At 67.9% G+C, this 21,012-nt stretch carries 19 protein-coding genes; 7 read left to right on the top strand and 12 right to left on the bottom strand.

Translation table 11 applies throughout. From position 1 onward, the window contains the following. Positions 1–100: 100 nt before the first annotated feature. The 4 genes from AC07SQ_RS29825 to AC07SQ_RS29810 form a co-directional block, all read right to left on the bottom strand. Positions 101–1,438, bottom strand: a complete 1,338-nt coding sequence (locus AC07SQ_RS29825) for a sigma-70 family RNA polymerase sigma factor (RefSeq protein WP_495273369.1) — start codon at positions 1,436–1,438, stop codon at positions 101–103. 130 nt (positions 1,439–1,568) lie between these two features. Continuing rightward, positions 1,569–2,297, bottom strand: coding sequence for a DsbA family protein (locus AC07SQ_RS29820; RefSeq protein ID WP_495273370.1), 729 nt, complete (start codon positions 2,295–2,297; stop codon positions 1,569–1,571). Then, a complete protein-coding gene (locus AC07SQ_RS29815; RefSeq protein ID WP_495273371.1) occupies positions 2,285–3,184 on the bottom strand; it encodes an MBL fold metallo-hydrolase in 900 nt (299 codons plus the stop codon). The genes AC07SQ_RS29820 and AC07SQ_RS29815 overlap by 13 nt, the downstream gene beginning before the upstream one ends. A gap of 119 nt (positions 3,185–3,303) precedes the next feature. After that, positions 3,304–4,221 (bottom strand): LysR family transcriptional regulator, encoded by a 918-nt coding sequence (locus AC07SQ_RS29810; protein ID WP_495273372.1) that lies wholly within the window; start codon positions 4,219–4,221, stop codon positions 3,304–3,306. A 100-nt stretch (positions 4,222–4,321) separates the two neighbouring features. On the opposite strand from AC07SQ_RS29810, the gene AC07SQ_RS29805 reads away from it, so the two are divergent. From AC07SQ_RS29805 to AC07SQ_RS29795, 3 genes are read left to right on the top strand one after another with little or no spacing between them, the layout of a single operon-like run. Then, positions 4,322–5,269 (top strand): hydroxymethylglutaryl-CoA lyase, encoded by a 948-nt coding sequence (locus AC07SQ_RS29805; protein ID WP_495273373.1) that lies wholly within the window; start codon positions 4,322–4,324, stop codon positions 5,267–5,269. Then, a complete protein-coding gene (locus AC07SQ_RS29800) occupies positions 5,266–6,465 on the top strand; it encodes a CaiB/BaiF CoA transferase family protein (RefSeq protein WP_159272594.1) in 1,200 nt (399 codons plus the stop codon). The genes AC07SQ_RS29805 and AC07SQ_RS29800 overlap by 4 nt, the downstream gene beginning before the upstream one ends. A gap of 39 nt (positions 6,466–6,504) precedes the next feature. Beyond that, on the top strand, positions 6,505–7,506 hold the full coding sequence (locus tag AC07SQ_RS29795) for a tripartite tricarboxylate transporter substrate binding protein (RefSeq protein WP_495273374.1): 1,002 nt from the start codon (positions 6,505–6,507) through the stop codon (positions 7,504–7,506). 48 nt (positions 7,507–7,554) lie between these two features. Here AC07SQ_RS29795 and AC07SQ_RS29790 read toward each other — a convergent pair whose 3' ends face one another. The 4 genes from AC07SQ_RS29790 to dnaG form a co-directional block, all read right to left on the bottom strand. Continuing rightward, positions 7,555–8,682: an HPP family protein gene (locus AC07SQ_RS29790; protein ID WP_495273375.1), complete on the bottom strand. Its 1,128-nt coding sequence runs from the start codon at positions 8,680–8,682 to the stop codon at positions 7,555–7,557. A 12-nt stretch (positions 8,683–8,694) separates the two neighbouring features. Beyond that, the gene (locus AC07SQ_RS29785) at positions 8,695–9,933 is read right to left on the bottom strand and encodes a multidrug effflux MFS transporter (RefSeq protein WP_495273376.1); all 1,239 of its coding nucleotides are present in this window, start codon (positions 9,931–9,933) and stop codon (positions 8,695–8,697) included. Between the two features lie 104 nt (positions 9,934–10,037). After that, a complete protein-coding gene (gene rpoD, locus AC07SQ_RS29780) occupies positions 10,038–12,401 on the bottom strand; it encodes an RNA polymerase sigma factor RpoD (RefSeq protein ID WP_095950669.1) in 2,364 nt (787 codons plus the stop codon). A 296-nt stretch (positions 12,402–12,697) separates the two neighbouring features. Next, a complete protein-coding gene (gene dnaG / locus AC07SQ_RS29775; RefSeq protein WP_495273377.1) occupies positions 12,698–14,725 on the bottom strand; it encodes a DNA primase in 2,028 nt (675 codons plus the stop codon). 74 nt (positions 14,726–14,799) lie between these two features. Between dnaG and AC07SQ_RS29770 the strand changes: the two genes are divergently transcribed. Then, positions 14,800–15,747, top strand: coding sequence for a YihY/virulence factor BrkB family protein (locus tag AC07SQ_RS29770; protein WP_062470568.1), 948 nt, complete (start codon positions 14,800–14,802; stop codon positions 15,745–15,747). Here AC07SQ_RS29770 and AC07SQ_RS29765 read toward each other — a convergent pair. Both AC07SQ_RS29765 and AC07SQ_RS29760 read right to left on the bottom strand, forming a co-directional pair. After that, positions 15,695–16,453 (bottom strand): 3-hydroxyacyl-CoA dehydrogenase, encoded by a 759-nt coding sequence (locus AC07SQ_RS29765; protein WP_056590186.1) that lies wholly within the window; start codon positions 16,451–16,453, stop codon positions 15,695–15,697. The two genes, AC07SQ_RS29770 and AC07SQ_RS29765, sit on opposite strands and share 53 nt — an antisense overlap. A 239-nt stretch (positions 16,454–16,692) precedes the next feature. After that, positions 16,693–17,244, bottom strand: a complete 552-nt coding sequence (locus AC07SQ_RS29760) for a phasin family protein (protein WP_495273425.1) — start codon at positions 17,242–17,244, stop codon at positions 16,693–16,695. Positions 17,245–17,428: 184 nt separating this feature from the next. Here AC07SQ_RS29760 and AC07SQ_RS29755 point away from each other — a divergent pair, with 184 nt between their 5' ends. After that, complete coding sequence (locus AC07SQ_RS29755) at positions 17,429–18,355, top strand: histone deacetylase family protein (protein ID WP_495273378.1); 927 nt, start codon at positions 17,429–17,431, stop codon at positions 18,353–18,355. Then, complete coding sequence (locus tag AC07SQ_RS29750; protein ID WP_495273379.1) at positions 18,352–18,804, top strand: acyl-CoA thioesterase; 453 nt, start codon at positions 18,352–18,354, stop codon at positions 18,802–18,804. Before AC07SQ_RS29755 ends, AC07SQ_RS29750 begins: the two co-directional genes overlap by 4 nt. A gap of 64 nt (positions 18,805–18,868) precedes the next feature. On the opposite strand, the gene AC07SQ_RS29745 is transcribed toward AC07SQ_RS29750, so the two are convergent. Further along, complete coding sequence (locus AC07SQ_RS29745) at positions 18,869–19,279, bottom strand: hypothetical protein (RefSeq protein ID WP_095950978.1); 411 nt, start codon at positions 19,277–19,279, stop codon at positions 18,869–18,871. A 67-nt stretch (positions 19,280–19,346) separates the two neighbouring features. Then, complete coding sequence (locus AC07SQ_RS29740; protein WP_095950977.1) at positions 19,347–19,580, bottom strand: CsbD family protein; 234 nt, start codon at positions 19,578–19,580, stop codon at positions 19,347–19,349. Between the two features lie 185 nt (positions 19,581–19,765). On the opposite strand from AC07SQ_RS29740, the gene pncB reads away from it, so the two are divergent. Next, positions 19,766–20,986 (top strand): nicotinate phosphoribosyltransferase, encoded by a 1,221-nt coding sequence (gene pncB / locus AC07SQ_RS29735; RefSeq protein ID WP_070059637.1) that lies wholly within the window; start codon positions 19,766–19,768, stop codon positions 20,984–20,986. Positions 20,987–21,012: the final 26 nt, after the last annotated feature.

Below are 21,012 nucleotides of genomic sequence, written 5' to 3'. Positions count from 1 at the left end.
CGGTTGTTCCGGGCTCCATGGACTGATACGACCGAGCGAGCGCAATCCCTCATGCAGATCGCAAGAAAGACAAGACAAGGCCAGCAGGCGGATGCCGGCGTCAGGAGATCGGGCGGCGTTCGATGACCAGGGCGCGTTCTGCCCCGTCGTCTTCGCGCACCCGCACCGGCAGGCTGTTGGGCAGCAGGCGCAGCCAGGTGCTCGCCTCGGCGATGCGCACGCGCCCGAACACCGGGAGTTGCGCGGCCTCGGGCGCCACGCGCAGGGGGCGCGGGCTGTAGCGCGCCAGGCGCTCCACCACCTCGCCGAGCGGCTGGTGATGAAAGTCGAGCCAGCCGTCGCGCCACGGGGCCACGGCGCTGTTCACGGCGTTCGCGGCCGGTTGGGCGGCAGACAGCTGCAGCGCCGTGTCGATGAAGGCACGGTCGCCCGCGCCGAGCACGCGCGCGTCGCCGCTTGCGCTGCGCACCCGCACCTGGCCCGATTCCACCGCGACGCGCACGCCGCCGTCCTGCAGCGCGACCTCGAAGCGCGTGCCCAGCACCGTGATCTCGTGGCCCAGGGCGCTGACGATGAAGGGGCGCGCTTCGTCGCGCGCCACGTCGAAGAAGGCGCTGCCAGCCAGCAGCCGCACGGTACGGCGCGTGGCGAAGTACTGGACCTCGGCGCGGCTCGCGGCGTCGAGCGTGAGGCGGCTGCCGTCGGGCAGCGCCTGTGCCTGGATGCGTCCGATGGCGGTCGCCAGGGTGGCGCTGTAGCCGGGCATCCACTGGCGCCAGGCCTGCCAGAGCGCGGCGCTGCCGACGCTGAGGCCGCCCACGCCGAGCAGGGCCGACAGCGCGCGGCGCCGCCCGGTGCGCGCCGGCGCCACGTCGCCGCGCCAGCGGTACAGCGCGGCCTCGACGCTGTCGAGCGCCCGCATCACCTCGCGCTCCACGGTCTTGATCGACACGCCGTGGCGGCGCGCCAGTTCGGCATGGCAGGCGCCGTCGAGCCGGTCGGCCAGGAAGATGTCGCGGCTGCGCGGCGGCAGGGCCCGCAACGCGGCATCCACTGCGTCGAGTGCCTGCCGGTGGGCGACGCCGTCGGCCACGTCCCGTGTGCTGTGGTGGTCGTGTCCCGTCGTCAGCCCGGTGTCGGGGTCGACGGGGGCGGGGCTGAAGCGCTCCGCGCTGCGCTGGCGGCGGCGCAGGTGGTCGATGGCGAGGTTCTCGGCCACGGTGTAGACGTAGGCGCGCACGGCGGCCTCGGGCGGGGCGGGGTCGGCGGTGGTGTCGTCCCGCGCTTGCGCACGTTCGGCCAGCCGGACCCAGGTGTCATGCGCCAGCTCCCGCGCTTCGTGCGGGCTGCCGGTGCGGCGCGCGATGAAGCGCACCAGTTCCTGGTAGCTGTCCTGGAAGGCTTTCAGCAGCGGGCTGGAGGAGAGTTGGGCGGACATGGGCTGGGGTGTGGCGCGCGAATCGCAGGAGAATTATTGTCGAGAATAGTTCTCATTTGATGGCGGCATACCCGAATCGGCCCCGTTCTGTGGTGAACGGGGCCATCGCCGGCCCAGACCGGCGATGCGGCTAGATCGCGCAGCCGTCAGGGCCGCAGGCTTGCGGCGCTGCGGCTGCAGATGGCGCCGGCACGACGAAGGTGGCGAGCTGCGCCTTCCAGTCGTCCGCACGTCCCAGCCACGGCCCGATGTCGATGCGCCCCGCGCTGCCGTCGGCCTGCGCCAGCACGAAAGTCGGGAAGCCCTGGCCGCCCGCGCGCTGCAGCAGGTCACGGCTCGCGGCGATGTGCCGCGCGGTGGCGTCGCCCGTGTGCTGCTGGAAAGCCGTGACGAAAGCTTCGGTATCGAAGCCGAGTTCGACCGCCAGTTCGGCGAGCACGCCAGCCTCCGCGATGCGCCGGCCTTCGACATAGTGGGCCTGCTGCACGCGGTGCGCCATGTCCAGCCCGCCGCCTGCGCGCAGCGATTCGGCGGCGAGGATGGCGGTGATCGGCGGTTCGGAGTCCATCACCGCGCCGGTGTCGCGCAGCAGGCCTTCGAAGTAGGCCTCGCCGAAGGGCTGGCCTGTGAGTTCGGCGATGCGCTTGTCGTGCGGGATCACGTAGTCGCGCCACTGCGGCGTGATGGGGCGGCGGTTGGCGCCGGTCATCATGCCGCCGGCGTGGAGTTCGACGCGCAGGCCCGGCACGGTGCGCGCGGCCTCGACCAGCGGCGCGGCGGCATAGCACCAGCCGCACAGCGGATCGAAGATGCAGTGCAGCGTGGCGGAGTCGCTGTTGTTGCTGGTTACTGCGGCCACTTCATTTCTCCCTTGATGACCTTGGCGCCGAGTTCGAGCGACGAGGCGTCCTCGAGCTTCGGGTAGCGCTGCTTCATGGCGGCGATCAGCGCGGCCGAGTCCTTGGCTTTCGTTGCTTCGGTCTCGAAGGCCTTCAGGTAGTCGCGCGTGAACTTCACCGAGGCCACGGTGTAGGGCGCCGAGCCGTCGGCGTTCGGCAGGTAGTGGCCGGGCACCACGGTCTTGGGGTGCAGTGCGGCGATGCGGTCGAGGGTCTTGAGCCAGTCGCGGCGCGACTGCACCGTCTGCGTGTCGGCCACCCAGACGTGGATGTTGGCCGACACCGGAATGCCGCCGACCACCGCCTTCAGCGAGGGAATCCACGCGAACGTGCGCGCGGGCGAGGGGCCGTCCAGGCCGACGACCTGGATCTTCTTGCCTTCGAGCACGAGGCTGTTGCCGGCCAGCGGCTCGGGCACGACCAGCGCCTGGGGCGCGTTGTCCTTGAGGATCGGGCCCCAGTGCGCGAGCTTGCCGTCCTTGGAGGCCTGGATGGCGGCCACGGTCTGCGGCGTGGCGACGATCTTGGCGTCGGGGAAGGCGGCGCGGATCACGTCCAGGCCGAAGTAGTAGTCGGGGTCGCTGTGGCTGATGTAGACCGTGGTCAGCTTCTTGCCGCTGTCCTTGATCTTCTGCACCAGCGCCTGCGCGTCGTTGCGCTGGAACTGGGCGTCGACCAGCACGGCGTCGGTGGCGCCGGCGACCAGCACCGACGACACGGGGAACATCGACTTCGTGCCGGGGTTGTAGACGTCGATCTTCAGCGGCTGGGCGGCCTGGGCGGCGAGCGGCGCGAGGGCGAAGGCGGCGGACAGGGCGGCGGCGGCAACGAGGGTTCTGCGGAACATGGCGGTGTCTTTCGGTCGATGGGTTGAGGGTGACAGCGTGAACAGACCGGATGTTAGGTTGCGCGAAACGAAACAAAAACCACCGCCAGCACAATGAATCGTTTCTGATATCGGACGAATCAGGTGGCTTCCGAGCGGTCCGTGGCACAGCGCTCGAGGTGCGCGACCAGTAACTGGGCCGAGGGCGACAGCGCCGCCTCGCTGCGAAAGCAGATCGCGAAACGCCGGCGCGCCCAGTCGTCGGTGAGCGGCATCAGCCGCAGCCCGAAGGCCTCGGTGAAGGGCCGGGCGACCTCCGCCGGCACCACGCTGATGGCCAGCCCGGCGCGCACCACGCGCAGCGCCGCATCGAAGTTGGACACCAGCACGCGGTACACGAGCGGCTTGCCGGCCACGGCCGCCTCGCGCGCGAGCATCAGCTGCACGGCGCTGAGCGCGGGCATGCCGACGAATTCGTGGTCGAGCACCTGCTCGAAGCGCACAGCGTCGTGGCGGGCCACGGGGTGCGACGGGTGGGCCACGATGGCCAGGTGGTCGGAGCGGTAGTCGCGCCGCTCCAGCCCGTCCAGGTCGGCCGCGTCCCAGCACAGACCGAGGGACGCGATGCCCTCGCGGATGCCGCGCACGATCTCGGGGCTCACGCGCTCTTCCATGTCGACGCGGATGTTGCGGTGCGCCGGGTCTTGCAGGAAGCCGGCCACGTCCTCGGCCAGCGACTCGGCCATGACCGAGGCCGACGCCAGGATGCGCACATGCCCGCGCGCGCCGCCCGCATAGGCGGCCATGTCGCGCTCGATGCGGGTGGCGCTGCCGAGCATGGCGCGCGCGTGTTCGAGCAGCGTTTCGCCGGCCGGCGTGGGCACCACGCCGCGGCGCTTGCGCAGCAGCAGCGGCGTGCCGACCGTGTCTTCGAGCTGGGCCAGTCGCTTGCTGATGGCCGAGCCGACGATGTTGGCCTGCTCGCCCGCGCGCGCGATGCTGCGGCTGTCGCAGACGGCGACGAACAGGCGCAGGGTGGTCAGGTCGAGGTCTCTCATGAAGTTCCAATCTGGAAGCAAACGGCTTCCAAAATATACCTTCAGGACTGAATCGGAACTTCTACGATCAACGTCATTCCCTCACGACGGAGACACGCTCTTGATTCACGCCTTCCTGCCGCCGCGCGCGGTCGTCCGCGAAGTGGGCCTGCGCGACGGCCTGCAAAGCATTGCCCGCGTGCTGCCCACGGCGCACAAGCTCGAATGGATTCGCGACGCGCACGCGGCCGGCCAGCGCGAGATCGAGGTCGGCTCGTTCGTGCCGGCGCACCTGCTGCCGCAGCTGGCCGACACGGCCGAGCTGCTGGCGTATGCGAAGACGCTGCCGGGGCTCTTCGCCTCGGTGCTGGTGCCCAACCTGAAGGGCGCCGAGCGCGCCATCGCGGGCGAGGCCGACCTGATGATGGTGCCGCTGTCGGCCAGCCACGCGCACAGCCTGGCCAACCTGCGCAAGACGCCCGACGAGGTGGTGGCCGAGGTCGGCCGCATCCGTGCGGCGCGCGACGCGGCGGGCTCGAAGACGCTGATCGACGGCGGCGTGGGCACGGCCTTCGGCTGCACGCTGCAGGGCCATGTCGACCCCGACGAGGTGCTGCGCCTGATGCAGGCGCTGCTCGACGCCGGCGCCGACCGCGTGAGCCTGGCCGACACGGTGGGCTACGCCGATCCGGCCATGGTGCGCAGCCTGTTCGAGCGCGCATTGCGCATCGCGGGCGACCGCCTGTGGTGCGGGCATTTCCACGACACGCGCGGGCTGGGCCTGGCCAATGTCTACGCCGCGCTGGAGGTCGGCATCACGCGCTTCGACGCCTGCCTGGCCGGCATCGGCGGCTGCCCGCATGCGCCGGGCGCGAGCGGCAATGTCGACACCGAAGACCTCGTCTTCATGCTCGAGAGCATGGGCGTGCAGACGGGGGTCGATCTGCCGAAGCTGCTCGATCTGAGGAAGCGCGTGGCCGGCTGGCTCGACGGCGAGACGCTGCAGGGCACGGTGTGGCGCGCGGGCTTTCCGAAGACCTTTGCACCGGCGGAAGGCGTCGCCGCATGAGTACCGAAGCCAAACGCCTGCCGCTCGCGGGCATCCGCGTGGTCGAGTTCACGCACATGGTCATGGGGCCGACCTGCGGCATGGTGCTGGCCGACCTGGGCGCCGAGGTCATCAAGGTCGAGCCCATCGACGGCGACCGCACGCGGCACCTGCTGGGCGCGGGCGCGGGCTTCTTCCCGATGTTCAACCGCAACAAGAAGAGCATCGCGCTCGACCTGCGCCATCCGCAGGGGCTCGAGGCCGCGCTGCGCCTGTGCGCCACGGCCGACGTGGTGGCGCAGAACTTCCGCCCCGGCACGATGGACAAGTACGGCCTGGGCTACGCCGCGCTGGGCAAGCTCAATCCGCGCCTCGTGTACGTGAACCACACGGGCTTCCTGCCCGGTCCCTACGAGCACCGCACCGCGCTGGACGAGGTGGTGCAGATGATGGGCGGGCTCGCGTACATGACGGGGCGCCCCGGCGATCCGCTGCGCGCGGGAACGAGCGTGAACGACATCATGGGCGGCATGTTCGGCGCCATCGGCGCCATCGCCGCGCTGATGCAGCGCGCCGAAACCGGCCGGGGGCAGGAGGTGCAGTCGGCGCTGTTCGAGAACAACGTGTTCCTGGTCGGCCAGCACATGCTGCAGTACGCCATCACGGGGCAGGCGGCGGCGCCGATGCCCGAGCGCATCTCGGCCTGGGCGCTGTACGACGTGTTCACCGTGAAGGACGGCGAGCAGATCTTCCTGGCGGCCGTGAGCGACGCGCAGTGGAAGACCTTCTGCGACGCGCTGGGCTTCGACGACCTGAAGGCCGACGCCACGCTGCAGACCAACAACGACCGCGTGCGCCTGCGCCCGACCTTGCTGGCCGCGTTGCGCACGCGCCTGGCCGACCGTTCGGCCGCCGAGCTGTCGGCGATCTTCGAGGCACGCGGCCTGCCGTTCGCGCCGATCACGCGGCCCGAAGACCTGTATGCCGATCCGCACCTGCAGGCCACCGGCGGCCTTGCCGACATCCGCCTGCCCGACGGCGAGCGGGCCGGCGAGATGGCGCAGACCACGCTGTTCCCGATCACGCTCGGTGGCGAGCGGCTGGGCGTGCGCCTGCATCCGCCGACGCTGGGCGAGCACACGCGTGCGCTGCTGGCCGAGTTGGGCTATGCGCACGAACAGGTCGAGGCGCTGCACGCCGAAGCGGCCGTGGCCTGATCCTTCAAGCACCGACAAAGACAAAGAGAGACAAGACCCATGAGCCCGATTTCTTTTGCTTCTTCTTCATCATTCAACCGCCGCGCGCTGCTCGGCCTGGGGGCGTCGGCGGTCGTGCTGTCGGTCGCCCGCCCGGTGTTCGCGCAGGGCGGCGACAAGCCCGTGCGCTTCATCCTGCCGATCAGCGCGGGCTCGGGCGTGGACGCCATCGCGCGCGCCGCCTCGGTCGCGCTCGGCAAGGCGCTGGGCCAGCCGGTGGTGATCGAGAACCTGCCGGGCGCCGGCGGCATCACCGGCACCTCGGCCGTGATCAAGGCGCCGCCCGACGGGTTCACGCTCGGCATGGTGTCGAACAACCACGTGATCAACCCGAGCGTGTTCAAGAAGATGCCTTTCGACGCCATCGCCGACATCACGCCCATCAGCGTGGTGGGCGCGACGCCACTGGTGCTGGCCGTGAACCCGAAGCTGCCGGCGAAGAACGTGAAGGAGCTGGTGGCGCTGCTGCGCACGAAACCCGAGGGCTACAACTACGCCTCGTCGGGCAACGGCACCATCATCCACCTCGCGGGCGAGATGTTCATGGACGAGGCCGGCGTGAAGGCGCGGCACATTCCGTACAAGGGCACCGGGCCGATGGTGACCGACATGATCGCGGGCCAAGTCGAGATGGGCGTGGTCGCGCTGCCGGCGGTGCAGCCACATCTCAAGAGCGGCGCACTGCGCGCCATCGGCCTGTGCGGCCCGGCGCGCTCACCAGCCGCGCCCGAGATTGCGACGATCGCGGAGCAGGGGCTGCCGAACTACGCGATCGAAGGCTGGTTCGCGGTGATCGGCCCGCCGAAGATGCAGCCGGCCGACGTGAAGCGCGTGCACGAGGCCATCGTGGCCGCCTTCGCCGCGCCCGAGGTGCGCGAGGCGATGGACAAGCAGGGCAACATCGTCAAGCCCACGTCGCCCGAGCAGGCGGCGAGCTATTTCCGCAGCGAGGCCGCGCGCTACGCGGCGCTGGTGAAGAAGGCGAACGTGGTGCTGGAGTGACGCCTTGCGCCTTCCCCTTCGCGAGAAGGGGGAGGCGACGTGCGGGCCCTACGCCGGGCTCACTGCGCGGTACAGCGCCCGCACGAAATCCGACTGCGTGATCATCCCCGTCAGCCGCTTCTCTTCATCGATGATCGGAATGTGGTGATGCCCGCCTTCGGAGAACAGCGGCACCAGCTCGACCACCGGCCGGTCGGCGCTGGCCACGCGCACCTGGCGCGTCATGATCTGGCCGACCACCTCGGGCTTGTTCGACATCACCGTGCGCGTGGCGCGGATCAGGTCGCGCAGCCGGCCGGCGATGCCGTCGTGGTGCTGCAGGTCGAGCTGGCGGAAGAAGTCGGCCTGCGTGACGATGCCGACCACGCGGCGCGTGCGGTCGGTCACCGGCAATGCCTTGATGCGGTGCTGGTGCATCAGCGTCCAGGCTTCCTGCAGCGGCGTGCCGAACTCCACCGAGATCGGCGTGCGCGACATGATGTCGGCGCAGTGCAGCGTGCCCAGGCGGCGCTTGTACGACTCGAGTTCGGTCTGCTGGATGAGCGACTCGAGGTCGTCGCGGCTGATGTCGAGCACCTGGTTGTAGCGCGCCAGCACGGCGTCGATGTCGGCCTGGCTGAAGCGTGCATCGGGCGAGGGCGGGCGTGCCACCTGCACGTGCGGATAGCGCCGCCCCGTGAGCGTGTTGTAGGCCACGCCCGCCATCACCAGCAGCAGCGAGTTCACGAGCACCGGGAACAGCGCCGCCGAGAAATCGGTGGTGTGCGTGAGCACCGCCAGCAGCGCCGCCGCGCCGCCGGGCGGGTGCAGGCAGCGCGTGAAGAACATCAGGCCGATGGCCAGCGCCACGGCCAGGGCGGCGGCCACGGCGGTGTCGGGAATCCAGCTGGCGCAGGCGATGCCCACCAGCGTCGACAGCGTGTTGCCGCCGATCACCGACCAGGGCTGCGCCAGCGGGCTGGCGGGCACGGCGAACACCAGCACGGCGGTGGCGCCCATCGGCGCGACCAACCACACCGCATGTTCCAGCGGCACGGCCAGCCAGCGGCACAGCAGGCCGGTGATCAGCAGCCCGATGCCTGCGCCGCCCACGGCGCGCAGGCGCTCGCGCGCATTGACGTTGGAAGGGCCCGGGAGCCAGGCGCGCAGATAAGTCCACAGTGCGGCGAATCGCATCCCCCGTCCCCCTCAGGCTTCTTCGTGTGCCACCCGACGCCCGATGTCGGGCCAACGGTGGTGCAGCCAGACCCAGGCGACCAGCCCGATCGAGAGCATCAGCGCGGAGGTGAGGGCCAGTGCCAGCGTGGAGTGCATCACCAGCGGCGCCACCGCGCCGGCCACGACGCCGTTGGCGGTGGAGCCGATCACGGCCTGCAATGACGAGGCCATGCCGCGGCGCTCGGGGTGCAGGTCGAGCACCAGCAGCGTGACCACCGGCACCATCAGCGCCCAGCCGAAGGCGAACACCGCCAGCGGCCACACGGCCCAGGCCACATGCGCCTGGAAAAAGATGTTGGCCACCACGTTGACCACCGAGGTGACCATCATGATCAGGAAGCCGTCGCGGATCTGCCGCTTGGGCGCCACCTTGCCGGCCATGCGGCCGCTGGCGCGCGCGCCGAGCATGATGCCGCCGATGGTCAGCAGGAAGAACCAGAAGAACTGCTGTGGCTGCAGCGCGAGGTGGTCGCCCAGGAACGCTGGCGCGGCCAGCACGTAGAGGAACATGCCGTTGAAGGGCACGCCGCTCGCGAAGGCCAGCAGCAGGAAGCGCGGGTCGGAGCACAGGTCGCGGTAGCCGCGCATCAGGTGGCGCACCTGGAAGGGCTGGCGGTGGTCCTTGTGCAGCGTCTCGGGCAGCAGCTTGTAGTTGGCGACGAACAGCACCACGCCCACGGCCACGAGGAACCAGAAGATCGAGTGCCAGCCCGCGTGCACGAACAGGAAGCCGCCCACGATGGGCGCGATGGCCGGCGCCACGCCGAAGTAGATCGTGACCTGGCTCATGACCCGCTGCGCCTCGGCCGGCGGGAACATGTCGCGGATGACGGCGCGCGACACCACGATGCCGGCGCCGGTCGACAGGCCCTGCAGGCCGCGGAACAGCACCAGCTGCGTGATGTTCTGCGACAGCGCGCAGCCCAGCGAGGCCAGCGTGAACACGGCCAGGCCCCACAGCACCACGGGCCGGCGGCCGAAGCTGTCCGACAGCGCGCCGTGGAACAGGTTCATGAAAGCGAAGCCGAACAGGTAGGCCGACAGCGTCTGCTGCATCTCGGCCGGCGTGGCGCCGATCGATTTCGCGATGCCCGAGAAGGCCGGGATGTAGGTGTCGATGGAGAAGGGCCCGAGCATGCCCAGCACGGCGAGCAGCACGGCAAGCGCCCAGCGCGGGGCCTGCCAGAGTTTGTCTGCGTCGGGATTCATGGAAAGGCGGCTCCGTTGTACTTGTCGTGTGTCGATGGAAAAACGAGAACGCCCGCCGCCCGGGTGAGGGGCAAGGCGGGCGCTTGGGCTTCAGCGAACCTGGATTACAGGGTGTCGATGAAGCTGCGCAGCTTGTCGGAACGCGACGGGTGCTTCAGCTTGCGCAGCGCCTTGGCTTCGATCTGGCGGATGCGTTCGCGGGTCACGTCGAATTGCTTGCCGACTTCTTCCAGCGTGTGGTCCGTGGACATCTCGATGCCGAAGCGCATGCGCAGCACCTTGGCTTCGCGCGGCGTGAGGGAGTCGAGGATGTCCTTGACCACGTCGCGCAGGCCAGCTTGCATGGCGGCCTCGATGGGGGCCGTGTTGCTGCTGTCCTCGATGAAGTCGCCCAGGTGCGAATCGTCGTCGTCGCCGATGGGGGTTTCCATCGAGATCGGCTCCTTCGCGATCTTCATGATCTTGCGGATCTTGTCTTCCGGGATCTCCATCTTGGCGGCCAGGATGCCGGCGTCGGGCTCGAAGCCGAACTCCTGCAAGTGCTGGCGCGAGATGCGGTTCATCTTGTTGATCGTCTCGATCATGTGCACCGGGATGCGGATGGTGCGCGCCTGGTCGGCGATCGAGCGGGTGATGGCCTGGCGGATCCACCACGTGGCGTAGGTCGAGAACTTGTAGCCGCGGCGGTATTCGAACTTGTCGACAGCCTTCATCAAGCCGATGTTGCCTTCCTGGATCAGGTCCAGGAACTGCAGGCCGCGGTTGGTGTACTTCTTGGCGATGGAGATCACGAGGCGCAGGTTGGCCTCGATCATTTCCTTCTTGGCATCGCGCGAGGACGATTCGCCCTCGTTCATGCGCTTGTTGATGTCCTTGAGCTCGGTCAGCGGCACCACCACGCGCGACTGGATGTCGGTGAGCTTCTGCTGCAGTTCCTGCACCGGCGGGATGTTGCGCGCGAGCACGGCGCTCCAGGGCTTGCCGGCCGCGGCCTGCTTCTCGACCCACTTGAGGTTCAGCAGGTTGGAGGCGATGCGGTTGCCGTTCTTGTCGAAGCCGCTGAAGTCGCGGATGAACTCGTCCTGCGGGAAGCCGCACTTGTCCACGATGATGCGGCGCAGTTCGCGTTCCTTCTTGCGCACGTCGTCCACCTGCGTGCGCACCAGGTCGCACAGCTTCTCGATGGTCTTGGCCGTGAAGCGGATGGTCATCAGCTCGTCGGACACGGCCTGCTGGGCCTTGGTGTACGCGGGCGTGCCGTAGCCTTCCTTCTCGTAGATCTTGTGGATCTTCTCGAACATCTCGGCGATGCGGTCGAAGCGCGAGAGGGCTTCGTTCTTGAGTTCTTCGAGCTTCTTGGTCAGGGCCTTGGAGCCGCCCTTGCCGTCGTCGTCGTCTTCTTCGTCGAATTCGTCGAAGTCTTCTTCGGCCACGTAGTCGTCGGCCTCGTTCGGGTTCGAGAAGCCGTCCACGATGGTCGAGATGACGACCTTGCCTTCACGGATGGTCGCGGCCATTTCGAGGATCGCGGCGATGGTGGCGGGGGAGGCCGAAATGGCTTCCATCATGGCCATCAGGCCGCCTTCGATGCGCTTGGCGATTTCGATTTCGCCTTCGCGCGTCAGCAGCTCGACCGTGCCCATTTCGCGCATGTACATGCGGACCGGGTCGGTGGTGCGGCCGAATTCGCTGTCCACCGTGGAGAGAGCTGCTTCGGCTTCTTCCTCGGCTTCTTCCACCGTGGTGGCGGTGGGCGCGGTGTTGTTCAGCAGCAGGGTTTCGGCGTCGGGCGTCTGCTCGTACACCGCCACGCCCATGTCGTTGAGCATGGTGACCACGACTTCCATGGTCTCGGCGTCGACCAGCTTGTCGGGCAGGTGGTCGGAGATTTCGCCGTGCGTGAGGTAGCCGCGGGTCTTGCCCAGCGTGATCAGGGTCTTCAGGCGCGAGCGGCGCTTGGCCAGGTCTTCTTCGGAGAGCACGGTCTCGTCGAGGCCGAACTCCTTCATCAAGGCGCGTTCCTTCGCCTTGCTGATCTTCATGCGCAGCGGCTTGACCTTCTCTTCAGTGGTCGCGACGGCCGCGGGCTCGTCACCGGCCAGGTCTTCCTCGATGTCCGACAGGTCGATGTCGCTCTCGCCGGCTTCCTTGGCGGCCTTGGGCTTGCGCCCGCGCTTGGCGCCGGTGGCGGGCGCGGCGGCAGCGCCGGCGGCCTTGGGCGGACGGCCAACTTTCTTGGCGGCGGGGGCAGCCGTGGCAGTGGCCGCGGCTTTTTTTGGATCGTCGAGAGAGGTCGATTTCGTGGGCACGGTTTTCACTTTCGTTGCGGCTGCCGTTTTGGACGCGGCGGCAGCCGTCTTGGTTGCCGGTTTGGCACCGGCTTTCAGCGGTTTCTCTGCTGCGGGCTTGGTGGCAGCGCTCTTGGCGCTTTTGGCAAGTGAAGGAGCAGGCTTCTTTGAACTGGGCATACGACCTCGTTACGACAAGAAAAGACAAGCGGGATCACAGGCGCGCTGCCACGCGGACAGCACCACCATGCCCGTGCACAGGCACGGACAAAACAATTGGGAAACGAGGAATTAATTCCTCACCAGGCAAGATGTCGGGCGAACATTTGGTGTGCAGTCCTTGCGGTTATTGACCCTTTCCGCCGGAATTTACCGTTGGAGTGCGTTGCGCTAGGGGTCGGCCCGGAGGTGCTGCTGTCGCTCTTGCCTAATTTCGCCAGTTGCGAAGCCCTACATTATAGCCTGTTGCGCAAATTTCAAGCAGTATCTGTCCCCGAGGCGCGAATGCGGTCTCGCAATTCGAGCCGGCGGGCTTCCAGCGCCTTGTAGCGCTCCAGGGCTTTCGGGTCTTTTCCAACCGAAGCGATGGCCTCGCTCTGCTGGGCCTTGAGCCGGTCGTCGAGCATGAAGTCGAGCACGCTCCCCAGCTCCTTGGCGGCCTCGGCCAGGTGCTGTTCTTCCTCGCCCTCGGGCACCGGCCCGGCCTCGGAGACGCTCATGAGGCGCTCGGCCAGCGGCGCGAAATCGAGCCCGCGCAGGCCTTCGCGCAGCGCTGCCCAGGGCTGAACGCCATGCTCGTGCAGCTGGCTGTCCAGCCAGGTGAAGAGGGCGCCGTGCTCGCCCGGCAGGTCGCACAGCATCACGTGCAGCTCGTGGGACAGCGCCTCCCACTGCGCCATGTTCGACAGCACCAGCCGCACCGCCACGTCGGGCCGGCTCGGCGGCTTGCCGCGTCCGCGCAGCGGCTCGATGGGTTCCTCGAACTTGCCGCCCCAGCGCTTGCCCTTGGTGAACTTGCGCGGCTGGAACTTGGGTTTGCTCTCGCTTTCGTAGCGCGGGGGCTCGTAGTCCTGCGTCGGCGGCAGGTCCGGGTAGTAGTCGCCCGGGTCGTTGCCGTAGCTGTCGGGCTCGCTGTGGCGCTGCGGCGCCTGGGATGGCGCACCGGCGCCCTTGCGTGGGCCGGGCGAGGCGGTGGCCCACAGGTCGGACAGCGCGGCGGCGTCGAGCTGGACCAGCGTGGCGATCTCGCTGAGCAGCTGCCGCTTGAGCGCGCCATCGGGCATGGCACTCCAGAGCGGGCGCACGTTGCTCGTCATGTGGGCGCGGCCCTCGGCGGAACTCAGGTCGCAGCCTTCGCGGGCGGCCTCGAGCATGAAGCGCGACAGCGGCGTGGCCTCGGCCACGAAGCCCGCGAAGGCCTCGGCGCCGTGCGCGCGGATGTAGCTGTCGGGGTCGTGCTCGGCCGGCAGGAACAGGAACTTGATGCTGCGCGTGTCGGTGGCGTAGGGCAGGGCGCCGTCGAGCGCCTTGCGCGCGGCACGGCGGCCGGCGGCGTCGCCGTCGAAGCTGAACACCACCGATTCGGTGAAGCGGAAGAGCTTTTGCACATGCTCGGTGGTGCAGGCCGTGCCCAGCGTGGCCACCGCGTTCGGAAAACCGAGCTGGGCCAGCGCCACCACGTCCATGTAGCCCTCGGTGACGAGCGCGTAGCCGCGGTCGCGGAAGGCGGCGCGCGCCTCGTACAGGCCGTAGAGCTCGCGGCCCTTGCTGAAGACGGGCGTCTCGGGCGAGTTCAGGTACTTGGGCTTTTCGTCGCCGAGCACGCGCCCGCCGAAGCCGATGCACTCGCCCTTGACGTTGCGGATCGGGAACATCACGCGGTCGCGGAAACGGTCGTAGCGCTTGGCCTCCTCGTCGCTGAGCTTGCCTTCCTCGTTGTTGACGATCACCAGCCCGCTCTCGGCGAGCAGCGGGTCGTCGTAGTCGGGAAACACGCTGGCCAGCGCGCGCCAGCCGGCCGGCGCGTAGCCGATGCCGAACTGCTTGGCGATCTCGCCCGACACGCCGCGGCCCTTGAGGTAGTCGATGGCGCCGGGCGCCTGGCGCAGCGCCTTGCGGTAGGCGTCGCCGGCTTTCTCTAGCACGTCGGTCAGCGTGGCCTGCTTCTGGCGCTGGCTGGCGGCGCGGGCGCGTTCGGCGGGCGAGACGTCGTCCTCGGGCACCTGCAGGCCGTACTGGCCGGCGAGGTCGTGCACCGCCTCGACGAAGCCCATGCCCGCATGTTCCATGAGGAAGCCGATGGCGTTGCCGTGCACGCCGCAACCGAAGCAGTGATAGAACTGCTTGGCCGGGCTGACCGAGAACGAGGGCGACTTCTCGCCGTGGAAGGGGCACAGCCCCATGAAATTGGCGCCGGCCTTCTTGAGCTGGACGTAGCGGCCGACGATTTCGACCACATCGGCGCGCGCGATGAGTTCCTGGATGAATGAAGCGGGGATGGTCATGGCTGCGGGGAGCGGCAAATCATACGCAAGCGCACGGGCGGCATACTGAACCCCGCCGCAAATCCACATCACGCATGAAGACGCCACTGCCTTTGCAACACGCCGCGCCGCTGCTGCGCCATCCGCTGCGCTTCGTCTGGGGCGCGCTCAAGGACTTTCGCGCCAACCAGGGCCTGCTGCTGGCGGGGGCGGTGGCGTACTACGCGCTGCTGTCCATCGTGCCGCTGCTGATCGTGAGCGTGATGGCGCTGTCGCACGTGATCGACCAGGCCGAGCTGCTGCGCACCATCGGGCGCTACCTCGAATGGCTGCTGCCGGGGCAGTCGAAAGCGATCGTGGCCGAGCTGTCGAGCTTCCTGGACCACCGCTCGGTGCTCGGGCCGGTGCTGCTGGTGACGATGATCTTCTTCAGTTCGCTGGCGTTCAGCGTGCTCGAGAGCGCGATGGCGGTGATCTTTCACCACCGCAAGGACGATCACAAGCGCCACTTCCTCGTGTCGGTGGCGATGCCGTACCTCTACATCCTGAGCCTGTGCGCGGGGCTGCTGCTGGTCACGCTGGTGTCGGGGGCGCTGCAGCTGGTGGGGCAGGAAAGCGTCGACCTGCTGGGGCGCAGCTGGTCGCTGTCGGGCATTTCGGGCCTGCTGCTGTACCTGCTGGGGCTGGGCGGCGAGATCTTCATGCTGACCTCGCTCTACCTCGTGATGCCGGCGGGGCGCATGTCGCTGCGCCATGCGCTGCTGGGCGGCGTGACCGCCGCGCTGCTGTGGGAGGCCACGCGGCGCGTGCTGATCTGGTACTTCTCGACGCTGTCGCAGGTGAACATCGTCTACGGCTCGCTCACCACGGCGATCGTGGTGCTGCTGAGCCTGGAAATCGCCGCCATGCTGGTGCTGCTCGGGGCCCAGGTGATCGCGAATTACGAACGCCTGGACCGCACCGGCAGCACGAAGCCGCCGGCGTCCGAGATCAGCGAGGGGCCAATCGAATCGCTCCGTCCAGACGAATCACCTCGCCGTTGAGCATGTCGTTCTCGATGATGTGCTTGGCCAGCTTGGCGTAGTCCTCGGGCGTGCCCAGGCGCGAGGGGAAGGGCACGCTGGCGGCCAGCGCGTCCTGCACTTCCTGCGGCATGCCGAACAGCATGGGCGTGCCGAAGATGCCGGGGGCGATGGTCATGTTGCGGATGCCGCTGCGCGCGAGGTCGCGGGCGATGGGCAGGGTCATGCCGACCACGCCGCCCTTCGAGGCGCTGTAGGCGGCCTGACCGATCTGGCCGTCGTAGGCCGCGACCGAGGCGGTCGAGATCAGTACGCCGCGCTCGCCGGTGGCTTCGGGCTCGTTCTTGCCCATGGCGTCGGCCGCCAGGCGGATCATGTTGAAGCTGCCGATCAGGTTGACCGTGACGGTCTTGCTGAACACGGCCAGCGCGTGCGGGCCGTTCTTGCCCACGGTCTTCTCGGCCGGTGCGATGCCGGCGCAGTTCACGAGGCCGACCAGCTTGCCGAGCTTGAGCGCGGCGGCCACGGCGGCCTGGCCGTCGGCTTCCTGGCTCACGTCGCACTTGACGAACACGCCACCGATCTCGCGGGCGACGGCTTCGCCCTTGTCAGCCTGCATGTCGGCGATCACCACCTTGGCGCCGTTGGCGGCCAGCATGCGCGCCGTGCCTTCGCCGAGGCCCGAAGCGCCACCGGTCACGATAAAAACTTTGCCGTCGATCTGCATTGAGAGTCTCCTGAAATGAGACCGGCATTATCGAATGAGCCCGCAAGTGCCAGGAACACCGAGGAACCGGCTTTGCCGTGCCTCAGGTGTTGCCCCCGGTAGGGGGTTGGCGAAGCGACACGAAGTGCGCGCAGCCTGGGGGCGAGCAACAAATACCCCAAAAAAAAGGCCTCATCCGAAGATGAGGCCCTGAATTGGATCCGTGAGGACCCAAGGAGACAACTGGTGGTGGTCGGTGCTTAGCGCTTGCGCGAAGCGGTGGCCGTCTTGGCGGCGGCGACGGCTTGCGTCGACACGGCGTTGAAGTTGGCTTCGGCGACGTCCGACGCTTGCTTGACGGCCTTCTGGACCGACTCGAAAGCGTTGTTGGCGGCAGCCACGGCGCTCTTCAGCACGGCAACGGCGGTTTCCGAACCGGCGGGGGCGTTCTTGGAAGCGCTGTCGACGAGGCCGACGAAGGCTTGCTGGGCTTCAGCGGCCTTGGCTTCGAAAGCCTTCGAGAATTCGGCGCTGGTGCCTTGGGCGATGTCGTACAGGTGACGGCTGTAGGCAGCGGTCTTTTCGGCCAGGGGCTGGAGCAGGCTGGCTTGCAGCGTCAGCAGCTCTTGGGCGTCCTTGACGCTCAGGGCAGCCTGGGCGGTGCTCTGGGCTTCGGTCAGGGCGGCCTTGGAAGCGGTCACGTTCAGTTCGACCAGCTTTTCGACGCCTTCGAAGGCCTTGGTGGTCAGGCCGAACAGGGTTTCGAGGTTGGCTTTTTGGGCGGCGAGGATTTGGTCAGCGGTCAGGGCCATTTGAGATCTCCAGAAAGGATGATGGGGTGGTCGATTCACGTTGCGCTGCGCCTCGTCGTCTATGTTGCGGTGCAGCATGGCCTCAAGTATAGGCAGCTGAACGAGGCGATCAAGTGGTTTTTGCTGCTCTGCAGCAATTTAGAAGCGGCCTTCTAAATCCGGCCTGCGCGGCCAGAATGCGGCCATGCGTGCTTTCTATTCCGGGCAGTTCGTCCTGCCCCTGCCGCCGGGCCACCGCTTTCCCATGTCGCGCTACGCGATGCTGCGCGATCGCCTGCAGGAGCAGTTGCCGGCCGTCGAGATGGACCCGGCCCCGCGCGCCACCGACGACGAGCTGGCGCTGGCCCACACCCCCGAATGGATCGCCGCCGTCAGCGAAGGCCGCGTGAGCCCGCAGGCCATGCGCGAGATCGGCTTTCCGTGGAGCGAGGCGATGGTCGAGCGCTCGCGCCGCTCCACCGGCGCCACCATCGCCGCCTGCCGGGCCGCCTTCGCGGGTGGCGTAGCGGCCAACATGGCGGGCGGCACGCACCACGCCTACGCCGACAAGGGCAGCGGCTTCTGCGTCTTCAACGATGCGGCGGTGGCCGCGCGGCTGATGCAGGTCGAGCAGGCCCGCTCCGGCCGGCTGCTCAGGGTGGCCATGATCGACCTCGACGTGCACCAGGGCAACGGCACCGCCCGCATCTTCCAGGGCGACCCGAGCGTGTTCACGCTGTCGGTGCACGGCCAGAAGAACTTTCCGTTCCGCAAGGAGGCGAGCGACCTCGACGTGGAGCTGCCCGACGGCTGCGGCGACACCGACTACCTGGCGGCGCTGGAGCACGCGCTCGACGAGCTCGACCGCCGCTTCTCGCCCGGCCTCGTGATCTACCTGGCCGGCGCCGACCCCTTCGAGCGCGACCGGCTCGGCCGCCTCAAGCTGAGCTTCGACGGCCTGGAGGCGCGCGACCGCCGCGTGTTCGACTGGACCTGGCAGCGCCGCATCCCCACGGCCTTCGCGATGGCCGGCGGCTACGCCAGCGACATCGCCGAGACGGTGCAGGTGCAGCTGGGCACCTTCCGGGTGGCGCTCGATTACTGGCGCCGCTGGCAAAATGCCGCGCGATGAGCGCCCCGACCTCCACCCCCAAGCCCACGCCCCACACCCGCAGCGCCTACCGGGCGTTTCGCAGCATCCCGACGCGGTGGGCCGACAACGACATGTACGGCCACGTCAACAACGTCGTCTACTACAGCTGGTTCGACACCGCGGTGAACGCGCTGCTCATCGAGCGCGGCGCGCTCGATATCTACGGCGGCCAGACCATCGGCTTCGTGGTCGAGACGCAGTGCAACTACTTCGCGCCGGTGGCCTTCCCGCAGACGGTGGAGGCGGGCATCCGCGTGGCGCAGGCGGGCCGCTCGAGCGTGCGCTACGAGATCGCGCTGTTCGCCGAGGGTTCCGACACCGCGGCCGCGCAGGGGCACTTCGTGCATGTGTACGTCGACCGCGCGACGCAGCGGCCGGTGCCGTTGCCCGAGGCGCTGCAGCAGGTGGTCGATTCGCTGCGCGCCTGAGCGCCCGCGCATGAAAAACGGCGCCCGCAGGCGCCGTTCGTGGGTGAGTGGGGTGTGACCCCGCTTACATCGTCTTCTTCATGGCCTTGATGTCGGCCTTGCCCTGGGCTTCATCAGCCTTGGCCTGCTTCACGCAAGCGTCCTTGGCCGCGCCATTCTGGTCGTCGCACTTTTCCTTCGCGACTTCATAGGCCGCCTTCACCTTTTCTTCGGCCACCTTGCGGGCATGGCTGTCGCTCGGCTGGTACTGCTGTTCCAGCTCGGCCTTGGCCACTTCTTCCTTGCCCTTGGCTTCCTTCTGGCAGACGTCCTTGGCGTTGTCCTTCATCGTGTCGCACTGGGCCTTGGCGACCTTGTAGTCGGCCTCGACCTTTTCCTTGGCGACCTTGTACTCGTCCTTGGTCATTGCACCGGCCTGGCCGGCGACGAAGAAGGTGGAGGCGAGGGCGAGCATGACGAGGTGTTGTTTTTTCATGGTGTGTGTCCTTTGCGGTGAATGACAGGGAAAGAGAAGGGAAGGGCGCAGGGCGCCTGCTTCTTTCTCAGTTCTTCTCGAACCAGAGTGCGTCCGGCGAGCGGCCGTCGCGCGATTCCCAGTCCTTCACCTGCTTTTCGGCCTCGTCGCGGCTGATGCCGTGGCGCTCCTGGATGCGGCCCAGCAACTGGTCGCGCTTGCCGGCGATGACGTCGAAGTCGTCGTCGGTCAGCTTGCCCCACTGCTCCTTGATCTTGCCCTTGAGCTGCTTCCAGTTGCCTTCGATGGTGTCCTTGTTCATGCGAATCTCCTTGAGAAAGAGTGATGACCCGGCGGAACATGCCGCCGCCGTGAAATCAATGTCGCGTGGGTGATTCACCCTGCCGGTAGGACGTGCAGGCCGGCACTCGTAGGCACAGGCCGACGCAGGCCGTGATAATGGAACGGACGCCGACGACAGAGACCCGAGACACCGCGCACCGCACCATGATCATTCACAGCCTGCTCGACACCGACCTCTACAAGTTCACGATGATGCAGGTGGTCCTGCACCACTTTCCGGGGGCGCGGGTCGAGTACCGCTTCAAGTGCCGCAACCCGGGCGTCAACCTCGCGCAGTTCGCGGGACAGATCCGCGACGAGATCCGCAGCCTGTGCTCGCTGCAGTTCCGCGACGCCGAACTCGCCTACCTGCGCTCGATGCGCTTCATCAAGAGCGACTTCGTCGACTTCCTGGGCCTGTTCAGGCTCAACGAGAAGTACATCAACGTCATCCCCCAGCCCTCGGGCGAGCTCGAGATCCGCATCAAGGGGCCGTGGCTGCACACCATCCTGTTCGAGATCCCGGTGCTGGCCATCGTGAACGAGGTCTACTTTCGCAACACGCAGAAGAACCCCGACTTCGAGGAAGGCCGCCGCCGCCTCGACCTCAAGATCAGCCAGCTGCAGGAAGCCGGCCTGGGCGACCTCAAGATCGCCGACTACGGCACGCGCCGCCGCTTCTCGAAGGACTGGCACGAGGAAGTGCTGCGCACCCTGACCCAGCGGCTCGGCGCCGTGGCCTCGCCGCCGGCCAAGTCGCCCGCGGGCGAGCGGCTGCCGCAGCTGGCGGGCACCAGCAACGTGCTGTACGCCATGAAGCTCGGGCTCATCCCTCTGGGCACCATGGCGCACGAGTACCTGCAGGCCTGCCAGGCGCTGGGCCCGCGGCTGCGCGACAGCCAGATCTTCGGTTTCGAGAGCTGGGCCCGTGAATACCGCGGCGACCTGGGCATTGCGCTGTCCGACGTCTACGGCATGAGCGCGTTCCTGCGCGACTTCGACCTGTACTTCTGCAAGCTCTTCGACGGCGCCCGCCACGACAGCGGCGACCCGTTCCAGTGGGGCGAGCGCATGCTGGCGCACTACCACGCGAACCGGGTCGATCCGCTCACCAAGACGCTGATCTTCAGCGACGGCCTCACGGTGCCGCGCACCATCGAGCTGTACCAGCAGTTCCGCGGCCGCTGCCTGCTGGCCTTCGGCATTGGCACCAACCTCACCAACGACCTGGGCTACGAGCCGCTGCAGATCGTCATCAAGATGATCCAGTGCAACGACCAGCCGGTGGCCAAGCTGTCGGACACGCCGTCCAAGAACATGTGCGAGGACGAGAAATACCTGGCCTACCTGCGCCAGGTGTTCGAGATCGAACAACCCCCCGTTTGAAGGCTGTACTGACCTGTCTGGTACGG

This window comes from Variovorax sp. GW821-FHT06D12 (assembly GCF_059419205.1).
Note: the sequence above shows the minus strand (reverse complement) of the source record. Positions and strands in the feature narration are given on the sequence as shown.

Coding starts and splice junctions, on each gene's coding strand:
- AC07SQ_RS29825 (WP_495273369.1), bottom strand. CDS start 1,438: ATGTCCGCCCAACTCTCCTCCAGCCCGCTGCTGAAAGCCTTCCAGGAC.
- AC07SQ_RS29815 (WP_495273371.1), bottom strand. CDS start 3,184: ATGTTCCGCAGAACCCTCGTTGCCGCCGCCGCCCTGTCCGCCGCCTTC.
- AC07SQ_RS29810 (WP_495273372.1), bottom strand. CDS start 4,221: ATGAGAGACCTCGACCTGACCACCCTGCGCCTGTTCGTCGCCGTCTGC.
- AC07SQ_RS29800 (WP_159272594.1), top strand. CDS start 5,266: ATGAGTACCGAAGCCAAACGCCTGCCGCTCGCGGGCATCCGCGTGGTC.
- AC07SQ_RS29795 (WP_495273374.1), top strand. CDS start 6,505: ATGAGCCCGATTTCTTTTGCTTCTTCTTCATCATTCAACCGCCGCGCG.
- AC07SQ_RS29790 (WP_495273375.1), bottom strand. CDS start 8,682: ATGCGATTCGCCGCACTGTGGACTTATCTGCGCGCCTGGCTCCCGGGC.
- AC07SQ_RS29785 (WP_495273376.1), bottom strand. CDS start 9,933: ATGAATCCCGACGCAGACAAACTCTGGCAGGCCCCGCGCTGGGCGCTT.
- rpoD (WP_095950669.1), bottom strand. CDS start 12,401: ATGCCCAGTTCAAAGAAGCCTGCTCCTTCACTTGCCAAAAGCGCCAAG.
- dnaG (WP_495273377.1), bottom strand. CDS start 14,725: ATGACCATCCCCGCTTCATTCATCCAGGAACTCATCGCGCGCGCCGAT.
- AC07SQ_RS29770 (WP_062470568.1), top strand. CDS start 14,800: ATGAAGACGCCACTGCCTTTGCAACACGCCGCGCCGCTGCTGCGCCAT.
- AC07SQ_RS29765 (WP_056590186.1), bottom strand. CDS start 16,453: ATGCAGATCGACGGCAAAGTTTTTATCGTGACCGGTGGCGCTTCGGGC.
- AC07SQ_RS29760 (WP_495273425.1), bottom strand. CDS start 17,244: ATGGCCCTGACCGCTGACCAAATCCTCGCCGCCCAAAAAGCCAACCTC.
- AC07SQ_RS29755 (WP_495273378.1), top strand. CDS start 17,429: ATGCGTGCTTTCTATTCCGGGCAGTTCGTCCTGCCCCTGCCGCCGGGC.
- AC07SQ_RS29750 (WP_495273379.1), top strand. CDS start 18,352: ATGAGCGCCCCGACCTCCACCCCCAAGCCCACGCCCCACACCCGCAGC.
- AC07SQ_RS29745 (WP_095950978.1), bottom strand. CDS start 19,279: ATGAAAAAACAACACCTCGTCATGCTCGCCCTCGCCTCCACCTTCTTC.
- AC07SQ_RS29740 (WP_095950977.1), bottom strand. CDS start 19,580: ATGAACAAGGACACCATCGAAGGCAACTGGAAGCAGCTCAAGGGCAAG.
- pncB (WP_070059637.1), top strand. CDS start 19,766: ATGATCATTCACAGCCTGCTCGACACCGACCTCTACAAGTTCACGATG.